The sequence below is a fragment of the Streptomyces sp. NPDC057002 genome, assembly GCF_042673825.1.
Classification (GTDB): Bacteria; Actinomycetota; Actinomycetes; order Streptomycetales; family Streptomycetaceae; genus Streptomyces.
The window spans coordinates 244,093-258,334 of record NZ_JBHURZ010000011.1; the positions used below are offsets into that span (position 1 = coordinate 244,093).

The window sequence follows — 14,242 nt, forward strand, 5'->3', positions numbered from 1 at the left end:
CCTGCGCGGATGTGCGTCAACTCGCTGATGACGCGGGCGCGGTGGGGACACTCACGTCGAAGTAACGCGCGCCGGGCGAGGCTTTCATCAGGGCGGTGAGCGTACGGGCCTTGACCGCGCCCTTCTCGCTGCTGCCCCAGACGACCGTGCGGCCGTCCCTCAACTCCAGCGAGATGTCGTCGTAGGAACGGACCTTGACGGCCTGTGTGCCGCGGGCGACGGCGGCCGGAACGGCACGGGCGACGACGACCGCCTCGCGCACCAGCCGGGCCTCGCCGAAGCGGCGCAGGCTCGCTGCGGCGGAGCTGGACCGGGACAGTGTCAATTCCAGTGCGGGCACGCCTTTCGGGGCCTCGGACACCGTGGCGAAACGGACACCTTCATCGTCCACTTCGACGAACTTTCCGCCCTTTTGGACAATCAGAACCGGAGTCCGCTCGACCACTTTCAGCCCGATTCCCTCGGGCCAGGAACGGACCACGTCAACCGAGTCAATTCGGGGCAATTTCCGGCGCAGTCGTGACTCGATCGCTTCGGTGTCGACGGAAATCAGCGGCTTCCCGAGGGGAACGTCGGCGGCGGCCCGGACCTGAGCCGGTGTCAGGACCCTGGTGCCCGACACCGAGACGCGCTCGGCACGCAGCCAGTCGGAGCCGTAGAACAGCCATACCGTCGGGAAACCGAGGAAGACCAGGGCGAGGCCCAGGATGACAATCACACGAAGCCGGGCCCGCCTCGACCGCGGGCGGAGCGGCGGGCCGGACGACTTCTGCTGGCGTTCACCGCGCTCGGCGGTGGTCGATCCGGCCACGCTCCCCTGCCTTCCGTCATACAGTCCTAGCGGTGTGCACGACTGGCGGCGATCGCCTCGTACACCATGCCGACGAGCAGATCGTCGGCGTCCCGGCGGCCGAACTCGGCGGCGCTGCGGGACATCTGGTACAGCCGGTGCGGGTCGGCGAGCACGGGCAGGACGTTCTGCTGGACCCACTCGGGGGTCAGCTCCGCGTCGTCGACCAGCAGGCCGCCGCCGGCCTTGACCACCGGCTGGGCGTTGAGCCGCTGTTCGCCGTTGCCGATGGGCAGCGGGACGTAGGCGGCCGGGAGCCCGACGGCGGAGAGTTCAGCGACGGTCATCGCGCCCGCGCGGCAGAGCATCATGTCCGCCGCGGCGTACGCGAGGTCCATCCGGTCCAGATAACTTACCGGGATGTAGGGGGGCATTCCCGGCATCTGCTGGACCTGCGGCAGTTCGTTCTTCGGACCGACCGCGTGCAGGATCTGGATTCCGGCCTGCTGGAGCCAGGGCGCGACCTGCTGGACGACCTCGTTCAGCCGGCGGGCGCCCTGGGAGCCGCCGGTGACCAGCAGCGTGGGCAGGTTCGGGTCCAGGCCGAAGGCGGCCCGGGCCTCGGGGCGTACGGCGGCCCGGTCCAGGGTGGCGATGGAGCGGCGCAGCGGGATGCCGATGTAACGGGAGTTACGCAGCTTGCTGTCCGGGGTGGAGACCGCGACCTGGCTGGCGTACCGCGAGCCGATCTTGTTGGCCAGGCCCGGGCGGGCGTTGGCCTCGTGGATGACGATCGGCACCCCGAGGCGCTTGGCCGCGAGATAGCCGGGCAGGGCGACGTAGCCGCCGAAGCCGACCACGGCGTCCGCCCTGGTGCGCTCCAGGATCTGCTCGGTCGCCTTGATCGTCCCGCGCAGCCGGCCCGGGACGGTGATCAGCTCGGGGGTGGGCTTGCGCGGCAGCGGCACGGCGGGAATCAGCGCGAGTTCGTACCCACGCTCGGGCACGAGACGTGTCTCGAGGCCGCGCTCCGTTCCCAGGGCCGTGATGCCCACGCTCGGATCCTGCCTGCGCAGGGCGTCCGCGAGGGCGAGCGCGGGCTCGATGTGGCCCGCGGTTCCTCCGCCGGCGAGTACGACATGCACCGAAATTCACCGCTCTCCGGACGAGCGTGCCGCCGAGGCACGCCGTCGCATCGTGTTCCATCTCCGGGGACTCCGAATGGAACCGGTGCCCCCAGCCCCCCGCTTTCTACCAAAGCGGGGTTGCCGCATCGCAAGCGCCGCCCGCGCAGCGGGCTCGTCGCGTGCGAAGGCGATCAGCAGCCCGATGGCGAACATGGTCGGCAGCAGGGCGGATCCTCCGTAGGAGAACAGCGGGAGGGGGACGCCGGCGATCGGCAGCAGACCGAGCACCGCACCGATGTTGATCACGGCCTGGGCCGTGATCCAGGTGGTCACGCCTCCCGCGGCATACCTGACGAAGGGGTCCTCCGTGCGTCCGGCCACGCGGATACCCGCATAGCCTAGAGCCGCGAAGAGGGCGAGTACCGACAGCGTCCCCGCCAGGCCCAGTTCCTCACCGGTGACGGCGAAGATGAAGTCGGTGTGGGCTTCGGGGAGTTGGCCCCATTTCTCCACACTCGCACCCAGCCCGGAGCCGAAGATTCCGCCCGAGGCAAGGGCATAGATGCCGTGCACGGCCTGCCAGCAGTCGACGGGCCCGGACTGGGGTTCGGTGGCGCCGAGGCACTGCAGGCGGGCCATACGGTTGGCACTGGTCTTGATGAGGATCAGGCCGAGCACGGCGGCGATCGACAGCACACCGGCGAACAGCCGCGTGGGCGCGCCGGCCAGCCAGAGCAGGCCGAACAGGATGGCCGTGAGGATGATCGCCGTGCCCATGTCGCCGCCGATCATGATCAGCCCGAGCAGCATGAAAGCGGCCGGCACCAGTGGGACGAGCATGTGCTTCCACTGGGTCAGCAGCTTCTTGTCCTGCTTGCGGGCGAGCAGGTCGGCGCCCCACAGCACGAGGGCGAGCTTGCCGAACTCACTGGGCTGGATCTGGAAGGAGCCGCCGACCGCGATCCAGTTCTGGTTGCCGTTGACCGACACTCCTATCCCCGGGATCTGTACCAGGGTCATCAGGAAGACGGCACCCGCGAGGATGGGGTAGGCCAGCGCCCGGTGCAGCTTCACCGGCATCCGTGAGGCGGCGAACAGCAGCCCCGCGCCGATCACCGCCGCGAGCAGCTGCTTGCGGAAGAAGTACGAGCCCGGCAGCGACATCTGCAGCGCGGTGATCTGGGAGGCCGAGTAGACCATCACCAGCCCCAGCACCGTGATCAGCAGGCTGCCGCCGAAGATCAGGTAGTAGGCGGTCAGCGGCCGGTCCCAGCCCCTGCGCGCCCGCAGGTACAGGCCCAGGACGCCGCTCTCGCGCGACGGCCGGGGCGTGGCGGGCCGGCGGACGGGCCGCTGCGCGGGCGGCCCTCCGGTACGGCTACCGGGCATGGACGGCTCCCGTGAGAGCGTGCGGGAGGGGCGGGGGCGTCGGCCCCGGGTCGGCGGCGGATGTCCGCCGGTTCGTCTCGGGCCACATCCGAGTCACGCGTCCCTCCAAGGGTCCCGAAGCACCCGCCGTGGCCGAGACCGACCGTCAGGTGCCCGCGCCGAGTGCGCGAACCGCCTCCGCGAACGCGTCACCACGCTGGTTGTAGTTGGTGAACATGTCCATCGAGGCGCAGGCCGGGGCCAGCAGCACCGTGTCGCCGGGCTGTGCGAGCCGCCGCGCCTCCTGGACAGCCTGGAGCATCGCCCCAGTGTCGGTCCGGTCGAGGTCGACGACGGGTACTTCCGGGGCGTGTCGCACGAGGGCTTCGCGGATGAGCGCGCGGTCCGCGCCGATCAGCACGGCCCCGCGCAGCCGCTGCGCCGACTTGGCGACCAGCTCGTCGAAGACGGCACCCTTCGCGAGCCCGCCCGCGATCCACACGATCGGCTCGTACGCCGCCAACGAGGCTTCCGCCGCATGCGTGTTGGTGGCCTTGGAGTCGTCGACGTACGCGACGCCGTCCACGTCGGCCACGTGGGCGATGCGATGGGCGTCCGGGGTGAAGGCCCGCAGACCGTCCCGTACGGCCTTGGCGGGCACGCCGTAGGCCCGGGCGAGGGCCGCCGCCGCGAGGGCGTTGGCGATGTTGTGCGGGGCCGGCGGGTTCACATCGGCGACCTCGGCCAGCTCCTGGGCGTTCTTCTGCCGGTCCTCGACGAAGGCGCGGTCGACCAGGATGCCCTCCACGACACCGAGTTGGGAGGGCCCGGGCGTGCCCAGGGTGAAGCCGACGGCGCGGCAACCCTCCTCGACGTCGGCCTCGCGGACCAGGTCCTCGGTGGACGGCTTGTCGGTGGCGTCCACGTTGTAGACGCAGGCGACGCGATTGCCCTCGTAGATACGGCCCTTGTCGGCCGCGTACGCCTCCATCGAGCCGTGCCAGTCGAGGTGGTCGGGGGCGAGGTTCAGCACGGCGGCCGAGTGGGCGCGCAGCGACGGCGCCCAGTGCAGCTGGTAGCTGGACAGCTCCACGGCCAGCACGTCGTACTGCTCCTCGCCGAGCACCGCGTCCAGGAGCGAGACGCCGATGTTGCCGACGGCGGCCGTGCGCAGGCCCGCCGCCTTCAGGATCGAGGCGAGCATCTGGACGGTCGTGGTCTTGCCGTTGGTGCCGGTGACGGCCAGCCAGGGAGCGGCGTCGGGGCCGCGCAGGCGCCAGGCCAGTTCGACGTCGCCCCAGACCGGGACACCCGCCTGTGCCGCCGCCGCGAACAGCGGCTTGTCCGGCTTCCAGCCGGGTGCGGTGACGATCAGTTCGGAACCCTCGGGCAGCGTGTCGCCGTCGCCGAGGCGCACGGTGACGCCGAGCGCCTCCAGCTCGGCCGCCTGCGCCCGGGCGCGCTCGTCGGCGCCGTCGTTGACGACCGTGACAATCGCGCCGAGGCCGTGCAGCACCTTGGCCGCCGGGACGCCGGAGACGCCGAGCCCGGCGACGGTGATGCGCTTGCCCTGGAAGTCGAAGGGCTCCGGGGAGGTCACTTGTCCGCTGCCCATCCTGCGTAGAAGAGGCCGAGTCCGACGATCACACAAATGCCCTGAATGATCCAGAAGCGGACCACGATGAGCACTTCGGACCAGCCTTTGAGTTCGAAGTGGTGCTGGAGTGGCGCCATCCGGAAGACGCGTTTCCCGGTCAGGCGGAAGGAACCGACCTGGATCACCACGGACATGGTGATCAGCACGAACAGGCCGCCGAGGATGGCGATCAGCAGCTCGGTGCGGGAGCAGATCGCGAGACCGGCGAGCACACCGCCGAGCGCGAGCGAGCCGGTGTCTCCCATGAAGACCTTGGCCGGCGAGGTGTTCCACCACAGGAAGCCGAGGCAGGCGCCCATCAGCGCCGAGGAGACCACGGCGAGGTCGAGGGGGTCGCGCACCTCGTAGCATGCGCCCGGGTTGGTCAGGGTCTGCGCGTTGGCGCAGGACTCCTGGAACTGCCAGACGCCGATGAAGGTGTAGGCGCCGAAGACGAGGACCGAGGCGCCCGTGGCCAGGCCGTCCAGACCGTCGGTCAGGTTCACGCCGTTCGACATCGCGAGAATCATGAACAGCGCCCAGACCACGAACAGCACGGGTCCGATCGTCCAGCCGAAGTCCGTGATGAACGACAGCTTCGTGGACGCCGGGGTGTTGCCCCGGTTGTCCGCGAACTGGAGCGACAGCACCGCGAAGGCGATGCCGACGGTGAGCTGGCCGGCCATCTTCGCCTTGGCCCGGAGGCCCAGCGAACGGCGCTTGACGATCTTGATGTAGTCGTCGAGGAAGCCGACCAGGCCCATGCCGACCATCAGGCCGAGCACCAGCAGACCCGAGAAGGTCGGTGCCGCGTCGGCCTCCGGGTCCAGATAGCCCGTGATCACCTTCGCCAGGAAGTACGCGGCGACCGTCGCCAGGATGAAGGCGATACCGCCCATGGTCGGAGTACCGCGCTTGCTGGCGTGCTCGCGCGGGCCGTCGTCGCGGATGTACTGGCCGTAGCCCTTGCGCGCGAGGAGCTTGATCAGCAGCGGGGTGCCGATCAGGGTCAGGAAGAGGCCAATGACTCCTGCGAACAGGATCTGCTTCATCATCGGGCGGAAACCTCACCCTCGGCACCGGACTCGAGGAGCGCCTGCGCCACGCTCTCGAGGCCGACCGAACGGGACGCCTTCACGAGTACGACGTCTCCCGGGCGCAACTCGCTGCGCAACAGGTCGACCGCCGCCTGTGCGTCGGACACGTGCACCGACTCCTCACCCCACGAACCCTCGTTATATGCGCCCAGTTGCAGCCAGGCGGCTTCCCTGCCACCGACCGCGACGAGCTTGCTGACGTTGAGCCGGACGGCGAGCCGTCCGACCGCGTCGTGCTCGGCGAGAGCCTCGTCCCCGAGCTCGGCCATCTTGCCGAGCACCGCCCAGGTCCGCCGCCCCTTGCCCATCGCCGCGAGCGCGCGCAGAGCGGCTCGCATGGACTCGGGGTTCGCGTTGTAGGCGTCGTTGACGATCGTCACGCCGTCCGGGCGCTCGGTGACCTCCATCCGCCAGCGGGAGAGGGAGCCCGCCTCGGAGAGCGCCACGGCGATCTCGTCTGCGGACATGCCCAGTTCGTGGGCGACGGCGGCCGCGGCGAGCGCGTTCGACACGTGGTGCTCACCGTACAGGCGCATGGTCACGTCACTTGCACCGGAGGGTGTGTGAAGCCTGAACGAGGGCTGTCCGGTGTCCGTGAGTCGTACGTTCTCGGCGCGAACGTCCGCTTCGCCGGACTCTCCGAAAAAGATCACCTTCGCCTTCGTACGGGCGGCCATGGCCCGTACGTAGGGGTCGTCCGCGTTGAGGACGGCGGTCCCGCCATCGGCTTCGGACGGCAGGGCCTCGACGAGCTCGCCCTTCGCCTGGGCGATCTGCTCACGGCCGCCGAACTCGCCGATGTGGGCGCTGCCGACGTTGAGGACGAGACCGACCTTCGGGGGCGTCAGACCGGTGAGGTAGCTGATGTGCCCGATACCGCGGGCGCCCATCTCCAGGACGAGGAACCTGGTCTCCTCGGTCGCGCTGAGCGCGGTCAGCGGCAGTCCGATCTCGTTGTTGAGGGAGCCGGGCGTGAACACCGTCGGCGCCTTGCTCCGGAGCACCTGCGCGATGAGGTCCTTGGTGCTGGTCTTGCCCGCCGAGCCGGTGAGGGCGACCAGGGTGGCTCCTAGACGTCGTACGACGTGCCGGGCGAGGGCGCCGAGGGCCGTCTGGACGTCGTCCACGACGATCGCGGGGACGCCGACGGGCCGGGTGCCGAGCACGGCCACCGCTCCCGCCTCGACGACCGCCGCCGCGTAGTCGTGTCCGTCCACGCGCTCGCCGGCGAAGGCGGCGAACAGGCTGCCCGGCACCGCCTCGCGGGAGTCACGGACGACCGGGCCCGTGACCTGGACGGACGGGTCCGGTATGTCGTGTGTCTGCCCGCCGACGACTTCTGCGATCTCGGCGAGGGAGAGGGCGATCACAAGTTCATCCCCTGGGTCTTCTGGATTTTCATCCCTGGGTCTTCTGGACGGCTTCGCGAAGTACCTGGCGGTCGTCGAACGGACGGACCACCCCGGCGATGTCCTGGCCCTGCTCGTGGCCCTTGCCCGCGACCAGCACGGTGTCGCCGGGCTCGGCGCGGGCGACGGCCGCGGCGATCGCGGCGGCCCGGTCCTCGAAGACCTGCACCTCGCCGCGCTCGAACGCGGGCACGGAGGCCGCCCCCTGGAGCATCGTGGCGAGGATCGCGAGGGGGTCCTCGGAGCGGGGGTTGTCGGAGGTCAGTACGGCGGTGTCGGCGAGCCGGGCCGCCGCGGCACCCATGGGCTCGCGCTTGGACTTGTCCCGGTCGCCGCCGCAGCCGAGGACGATGTGCAGCTTGCCCTCGGTGACCTTGCGGAGCGCTTTGAGGACCGATTCGACCGCGTCCGTCTTGTGGGCGTAGTCGACGACCGCGAGGTAGGGCTGACCGGCGTCCACGCGCTCCAGCCGGCCCGGCACGCCGGGTACGGCGGCCACACCGTCGGCGGCGGCCTGCGGGTCGAGGCCGGCGACGGCGAGGGCGACGATCGCGGCGAGGGTGTTGGCCACGTTGAAGGGGCCCGGCAGCGGCGACTTGGCGCTGATCCGCTCACCCTTGGGCCCGATGACGGTGAACGTCGAGTCCAGCTGGCCGACCTCGACGTCCTCGGCGCGCCAGTCGGCGTCGGGGTGGCCCTCCGCGGAGTAGGTGACGACCGGGACGGTGGCTTCGTTGGCCAGCCGGCGACCGTACTCGTCGTCGATGTTGACCACGCCGAGTTTGCCGCGTTCCGGCGTGAACAGCTGCGCCTTGGCCTGGAAGTAGTCCTCCATGCCGGAGTGGAACTCCATGTGCTCCGGGCTGAGGTTGGTGAAGACGCCGATGTCGAAGACACAGCCGTCGACCCGGCCGAGGACCAGGGCGTGGCTGGAGACCTCCATGGCGACCGCGTCGACGCCGCGTTCGCGCATGACGGCGAACAGTGCCTGGAGGTCGGTGGCCTCGGGGGTGGTGCGTTCGGACTTGATGCGCTCGTCGCCGATGCGCATCTCGACCGTGCCGATCAGGCCGGTGGACCTGACGGTCTTCAGGCCGCCCTCGACGAGATAGGCGGTGGTGGTCTTGCCGGAGGTACCGGTGATGCCGATCTGGAGCAGGTCCCGGCCGGGGTGGCCGTAGATCGTCGCGGCCAGCTCGCCCATCCGCCCGCGGGGGTCGTCGACGACGAGGACCGGCAGCCCGGACGCCGCGGCGCGCTCCGCGCCCGTGGGGTCGGTCAGCACGGCGGCCGCGCCGAGGCCGGCGGCCTGCGTGACGAAGTCGGCGCCGTGCAGCCGGGCGCCCGGGAGTGCGGCGTACAGGTCGCCGGGGCGCACGGCGCGTGAGTCGTGGGTGATGCCCGTGACCTCGGCGGCGTTCTCCGGCGTTGGAGCACCCAGCTGATCGGAGAGTTCCGCGAGGGGTGTGGCGGAGACCTGCACCGGCCTGGGCGGCCCGGGGTATGTCACGGGATGGCCCTTCTGGGTGGTTTGGGACTGATCAGCGTGTGGCACGGCGGTGAGCGTACCGGGCGTACCCGCCTCCGGGCGAAGTGAGGTGGCGGCAGGGTTCTGGTTCCCGGGGTCGGGGGTGATCGTTGTCACGGGGGCGGTCCTGGTGGCTCGGTGGGGCTCGGTGCTGATCAGGGCTCGGGGGTCGGTTGAGGGTTCGGTCGGGGGTTCGGTCGGGGGTTCGGTTCCGGAAGGAGTGGGTTCAGTTCTGGAAGGAGACGGGCAGCTTCGCGGCCTTGGCCCCGGTCGGCGGGACCTGGAGGGACTTCAGCGCGAACTCCATGACCCGCTTGTAGACGGGGCCGCAGATCTGGCCGCCGAAGTAGCTGCCCTGGGTGGCGTTCTGGATCGCGCAGTAGACGGTGACGCGGGGCTTGTCGGCGGGCGCGAAGCCGGCGAAGGACGAGGTATAGCCGTGGTACTTGCCGGTGGCCGGATCCACGCGGTTGGCCGTGCCCGTCTTGCCCGCGACGCGGTAGCCGGGGATGCGCGCCTTGGTGCCGGTGCCCTCCTCGTCGTCCACGACGGACTCCAGCATCTGGGCGAGGGTCTTCGCCGTCTTGGCGCTGACGACCCTGGTCTTCTTGGGTTCGGGGGCCGGGGCGAAGCGGCCTTCGGGGCCCTTGGTGCCGCGGACGAGCGAGGGTTCGACGCGGACGCCGCCGTTGGCGATGGTCGAGTACACGGACGCGGCCTGCATGGCGTTGATGGAGACGCCCTGGCCGAAAGGAATCGTGTACTGCTGCGAGGTCGACCACTTGTCGGGCGGGGCGAGGATGCCCTTGGTCTCGCCGGGGAAGCCCAGGCCGGTGTAGCTGCCGAGGCCGAACTTGCGCAGGTAGTCGTAGAGGACCTTGTTGGACTGGGCCTGGGTCTTGCCGAGCTGGCCGGTGGCGAGGATGGTGCCGATGTTGCTGGACTTGGCGAGGACGCCGTTGAGCGTCAGGTACCAGGTCGGGTGGTCGATGTCGTCCTTGAAGAGCCGGTCGCCGCGGTGCAGCCGGTTGGGCACGACGACGTGGGTCATCGGGGTGGCGGTGTTCTCCTGGAGGACGGCCGCCATCGACATGACCTTGGCGGTGGAGCCGGGCTCGAAGGCGTCCTGGACGGCTGCGTTGCCGAGCGCGGCCGAGTCGGCGTCCGACAGGTCGTTGGGGTCGAAGCCGGGTGAGTTGGCCATGGCCAGGATCTGGCCGGTGCGGGTGTCCTGGACGATCACGTAGCCGCGGTCGGCCGCGGATTCCTTCACCTGGTCGGTGATGGCCTTCTGGGCGGCCCACTGGATGTCGCGGTCGATGGTGAGCTCGACGTCGCTGCCGGGCACGGCGGGTGTCTCGGTGGAACCCACGGTGGGGACGAGACGGCCGCCGGACTGGGCGTAGCGGATCTTGCCGTCCTTGCCGGCCAGTTCCTTGTCCAGCTGGAGTTCGATGCCGCCGCCGGGCTTGCCCTCGCCGTTGACCCAGCCCAGTATCCCGGCGGCGAGGTCGCCGTTGGGGTACACGCGCTTGCTGGTCCCGACGGAGAAGACGCCTGCGAGGACGTTGTGCGCGGACTTGTCCGTCTCCTCCTTCTTGGCGAGCGCGGACTTCAGGTCCTTGATCTGCTTCCAGACCTGCGGGGTCTGGCGGGAGGCCAGCTTCGCGTAGCGCAGGGACTTGTTCTTCGGCCGCAGCTTCTCGACCAGGGCCTCCTGGTCCTGGCCGAGGATCGGCGCGAGGAGCGCGGCGGCCTGCTCGGGCCCGTCACCGATCTTCAGGTGGTCCGGGGCGAACATCGTGGGGTCGGCCGTGATGTCGTAGGCGTCCTCACTGGTCGCCAGGGCCACACCGGACCGGTCGGTGATCTCGCCCCGGTCCGCGGCCAGCACCTGCCCGACGTAGCGGTTCTGCTCGGCCTTGGCGGCATAGGTGCTCGCGTCGACGGCCTGCACCTGGAACAGCCGTACGACGAAGGCGATCATCACCAGCGTCAGCGCGAGCCCGACCAGCCGCAGCCGGGGCCTGGGGCTGCCCAGCCGCAGCGGCCGGGGCGCCCCCGGCCGGGCCTGTGACGGCCGCCGGACCGGACGGCCACCGGAGCCGGGACGCCGCCGGGCATCGGGCCGAGCGGGCCTGGCGGGGCCGGGCACGCGGCGGCGCGGGGGTTCCCTGTCGGACACTTCCGTCACCTGCCGGGGGTCGGGGTGGACTGGGGACTGACGGACACCGCGGCGGCCGCACGGCCGATCCGACACCGGGCCTCCGGGCCGACGGCGCACAGCGGCGACGGCCCGGCGGACACCCGAGCGGGCGCGAGCCCGCGAACGGACACGGCGACGAAGGCCGGACGAACACCGGCATCACAGGGGCGGACGGACCCGGCGGGGCCCGCTACGCGGCGGCGCGAGGCATCCGGGCCGACAGCCCAGGCAAGGCCGCAGGCCTGGCACAGCGGGGACCGCTCGGCGGACACCCGAGCCACCCGGCCCAAGGACCGAGCCGCCGCGAGCCCGCGAACAGACACCGCACCGAGGGCCGGACGAACACCGGGATCGCTGGGGCAGGCGGACCCGGCCAGGCCCGGCACCCGGCGGCGCGAGGCATCCGGGCCCGCAGCGCTGGCAAGGCCGCGGGCCTGACACAGCGGGGACCGCCCAGCGGACACCCGAGCCACCCGGCCCAAGGACCGAGCCGCCACGGGCCTGCTAACAGACACCGCACCGAGGGCCGGACGAACACCGGGATCGCTGGGGCAGGCGGGCCCGGCCAGGCCCGGTACGCGGCGGCGCGGGGGTTCCCTGTCGGACACTTTCGTCACCTGCCGGGGGTCGGGGCGGGGCCGTTGGGCATGGCCTCGGGGGCGAGGACGAGGGGGATGTGCGCGGCGCTCTGCCAGGCGCCCGGGGCGGCGCTGGGGACGCCCTTGACGGTGCCGTCGCGCTCGAGGAAGGCGGGGTCGCCGCCGGGCACCATGCCGAGTTCGCGAGCGCGGCGCTGGAGGGCCTCGGGGGCGGAGTAGGCGTCGATGTCCCGCTGGAGGGCCTGTTCCTCGTCGGTGAGGCTCTTGGTCTCGCGCTGGAGGTCGTCGAGCTGGAACGCGCCTTCGCTGAGGGCCGAGTTCAGCACCAGGAGGCCGATGAGACCGCCGCCGAGGAGGAGGACCACGAGGAGCACGAACGGCATGCGGGCCGCCCGCGCGGTGCCGGTCGGGAAGAGCCGCGCGAGACGGGCCGCCCTCCCCTTCAGTTCGGGTTTACTGCTCACTCACGCTCCCTCGGGTCCGGAACACCCGGCCGCCCTGCACGTGGCTCACTCGACGTCCTCTCTGATGCGCTGCGCCCCGCGCAACCGCGCCGGTGCCGCCCGCCGGTTCTCGGCGATCTCCTCTTCCGTGGGGAGTTCGGCACCGCGCGTGAGCAGCTTGAGCCGCGGCTGGTAACGCTCGGGCACGACGGGCAGTCCGGGCGGCGCGGTGGTGGCGGCGCCCGCCGCGAAGACCTGCTTGACCAGCCGGTCCTCCAGCGAGTGGTACGACAGCACCGCGATCCGCCCGCCCACATCGAGCGACTTCACGGCGGCCGGGATCGCCCGCTCCAGGACGGAGAGCTCGCCGTTGACCTCGATGCGCAGAGCCTGGAAGGTGCGCTTGGCCGGATTGCCGCCGGTGCGCTTGGCGGCCTGCGGAAGTGCGTCCCGGATCAGCTCGACCAGCCGCGCGCTGTTGCTGAACGGCTCCTTCTCGCGCTCGCGCACCACCGCGGCGACGATCCGCTTGGCCTGCTTCTCCTCGCCGTACGCCCGGAGGATGCGGACGAGTTCGCCCGGCGGATACGTGTTGAGGACCTCGGCGGCACTGGCGCCGGTCGTCTGGTCCATCCGCATGTCGAGCGGGGCGTCCTGGGCGTAGGCGAAGCCGCGGTCGGCCTCGTCGAGCTGCATGGAGGAGACGCCGAGGTCGAAGAGAACGCCCTGCACGCGCGCGATGCCGAGCTTGTCCAGCACCTCGGGCAGTTCGTCGTACACGGCGTGGACGAGGGTGGCGCGCTCCCCGTGGGGGGCGAGGCGCTCGCCGGACAGGCGCAGGGCCTCCTTGTCGCGGTCCAGGGCGACGAGCCGGGCCTCGGGGAACCGCTCGAGCAGCGCCTCGCTGTGGCCGCCGAGGCCGAGGGTGCAGTCGACGACCACCGGGTCCGGGCCCTCCAGGGCGGGTGCCAGCAGGTCCAGGCACCGCTGGAGCATCACCGGGACGTGTCGACTCTGTCCCTCCGGTCGCCCACCGCCACCCTCATTCGAATGCGCTTCGCGCCCCATTGATCCTGGGCCTCTCAGATCCGCACGGGCCCACGCACCGCCAGGTCCCCGCCCGCTGCCGAAGGGGAGGCCTGCCGGCGCCGGAAGCGTCAGCCGACCGGGAGCGGGAGGAGGCCGAGCCGTACGTACGCGCCGCGCACGTGGGGAGATCGCCGGGCGTCGCCGGGTCTCCGGGGAAATCAGTCCAGCGGGGAGAGTCTCGCCTCCCGCTTCGCGTCACTTTAGTCCACGGTGTCTCCCGGTCAATCAACCGGCCTGCGCGTCGCGACCGGCAGGCACACCACCCTTGTGGGTTACCTCACTACAAGCCCCGATGGCGTTCTTTGTCCTCTCTCACAGCGAGCCCGGAACAGTCGTGACCAGTACCGTCATGGATATGACGACTTCTGCATCAGTTCCCACGGGTTCGGAGAGCGCCATAGCCGGAAGCGGCACGGTCACCGACCGGATCGTCGACGCCAACACCCGGTACGCCGCCGACTTCGGCCACGCCGGGATGGACGCCAGGCCCGCCCTGCACGTGGCCGTCGTGGCCTGCATGGACGCCCGCCTCGACCCGCTCTCCACGCTCGGTCTCGAACTCGGCGACTGCCACACGATCCGCAACGCCGGCGGCGTCGTCACCGACGACGTGATCCGCTCCCTCGCCATCAGCCAGCGCAAGCTGGGGACGCGCAGCGTCGTCCTCGTGCACCACACCGGCTGCGGCATGGAGACCCTCACCGAGGACTTCCGGGGCGAACTGGAGGCCGAGGTCGGCCAGCGCCCGGCCTGGGCGGTGGAGTCCTTCCAGGACGTCGACCAGGACGTACGGCAGTCGATGCGGCGCGTGCGCACCTCGCCGTTCGTGCCGCACACCGACGACGTCCGCGGATTCGTCTACGACGTCGGGACCGGCCTGCTGCGGGAGATCGATCCCGCCTCCTGACCTGGTCACCCGCCCCCGGCCCCACCCCGGAGCCGGCCCGCCG

At 71.0% G+C, this 14,242-nt stretch carries 11 protein-coding genes; 1 reads left to right on the plus strand and 10 read right to left on the minus strand.

Annotation, left to right across the window (positions count from 1 at the left end):
- Positions 1–16: 16 nt before the first annotated feature.
- The 10 genes from ACFT32_RS40285 to rsmH all read right to left on the minus strand — a co-directional run bounded on the left by ACFT32_RS40285 (position 17) and on the right by rsmH (position 13,271).
- Positions 17–811 (minus strand): cell division protein FtsQ/DivIB, encoded by a 795-nt coding sequence (locus ACFT32_RS40285; protein WP_382499099.1) that lies wholly within the window; start codon positions 809–811, stop codon positions 17–19.
- Between the two features lie 26 nt (positions 812–837).
- Positions 838–1,935, minus strand: coding sequence for an undecaprenyldiphospho-muramoylpentapeptide beta-N-acetylglucosaminyltransferase (gene murG, locus ACFT32_RS40290; RefSeq protein WP_382499101.1), 1,098 nt, complete (start codon positions 1,933–1,935; stop codon positions 838–840).
- Between the two features lie 6 nt (positions 1,936–1,941).
- Positions 1,942–3,306 (minus strand): putative lipid II flippase FtsW, encoded by a 1,365-nt coding sequence (gene ftsW / locus ACFT32_RS40295; RefSeq protein WP_382499102.1) that lies wholly within the window; start codon positions 3,304–3,306, stop codon positions 1,942–1,944.
- A gap of 145 nt (positions 3,307–3,451) precedes the next feature.
- Positions 3,452–4,900, minus strand: a complete 1,449-nt coding sequence (murD, locus tag ACFT32_RS40300) for a UDP-N-acetylmuramoyl-L-alanine--D-glutamate ligase (protein WP_382499104.1) — start codon at positions 4,898–4,900, stop codon at positions 3,452–3,454.
- A complete protein-coding gene (gene mraY / locus ACFT32_RS40305; protein WP_382499195.1) occupies positions 4,882–5,973 on the minus strand; it encodes a phospho-N-acetylmuramoyl-pentapeptide-transferase in 1,092 nt (363 codons plus the stop codon). Before mraY ends, murD begins: the two co-directional genes overlap by 19 nt.
- Positions 5,973–7,388 (minus strand): UDP-N-acetylmuramoyl-tripeptide--D-alanyl-D-alanine ligase, encoded by a 1,416-nt coding sequence (gene murF / locus ACFT32_RS40310; protein ID WP_382499106.1) that lies wholly within the window; start codon positions 7,386–7,388, stop codon positions 5,973–5,975. The genes mraY and murF overlap by 1 nt, the downstream gene beginning before the upstream one ends.
- Positions 7,389–7,416: 28 nt before the next feature.
- The gene (locus ACFT32_RS40315) at positions 7,417–8,937 is read right to left on the minus strand and encodes a UDP-N-acetylmuramoyl-L-alanyl-D-glutamate--2,6-diaminopimelate ligase (protein ID WP_382499108.1); all 1,521 of its coding nucleotides are present in this window, start codon (positions 8,935–8,937) and stop codon (positions 7,417–7,419) included.
- A gap of 244 nt (positions 8,938–9,181) precedes the next feature.
- Positions 9,182–11,140: a peptidoglycan D,D-transpeptidase FtsI family protein gene (locus ACFT32_RS40320; protein ID WP_382499110.1), complete on the minus strand. Its 1,959-nt coding sequence runs from the start codon at positions 11,138–11,140 to the stop codon at positions 9,182–9,184.
- 634 nt (positions 11,141–11,774) lie between these two features.
- Positions 11,775–12,224, minus strand: a complete 450-nt coding sequence (locus ACFT32_RS40325) for a septum formation initiator family protein (protein WP_382499112.1) — start codon at positions 12,222–12,224, stop codon at positions 11,775–11,777.
- Between the two features lie 45 nt (positions 12,225–12,269).
- A complete protein-coding gene (rsmH, locus tag ACFT32_RS40330) occupies positions 12,270–13,271 on the minus strand; it encodes a 16S rRNA (cytosine(1402)-N(4))-methyltransferase RsmH (RefSeq protein WP_382499114.1) in 1,002 nt (333 codons plus the stop codon).
- 313 nt (positions 13,272–13,584) lie between these two features.
- Between rsmH and ACFT32_RS40335 the strand changes: the two genes are divergently transcribed.
- On the plus strand, positions 13,585–14,199 hold the full coding sequence (locus tag ACFT32_RS40335; RefSeq protein WP_382499117.1) for a beta-class carbonic anhydrase: 615 nt from the start codon (positions 13,585–13,587) through the stop codon (positions 14,197–14,199).
- The last annotated feature ends 43 nt before the right edge of the window (positions 14,200–14,242 follow it).

Coding starts and splice junctions, on each gene's coding strand:
- mraY (WP_382499195.1), bottom strand. CDS start 5,973: ATGAAGCAGATCCTGTTCGCAGGAGTCATTGGCCTCTTCCTGACCCTG.
- murD (WP_382499104.1), bottom strand. CDS start 4,900: ATGGGCAGCGGACAAGTGACCTCCCCGGAGCCCTTCGACTTCCAGGGC.
- rsmH (WP_382499114.1), bottom strand. CDS start 13,271: ATGGGGCGCGAAGCGCATTCGAATGAGGGTGGCGGTGGGCGACCGGAG.
- ftsW (WP_382499102.1), bottom strand. CDS start 3,306: ATGCCCGGTAGCCGTACCGGAGGGCCGCCCGCGCAGCGGCCCGTCCGC.
- ACFT32_RS40335 (WP_382499117.1), top strand. CDS start 13,585: ATGGCGTTCTTTGTCCTCTCTCACAGCGAGCCCGGAACAGTCGTGACC.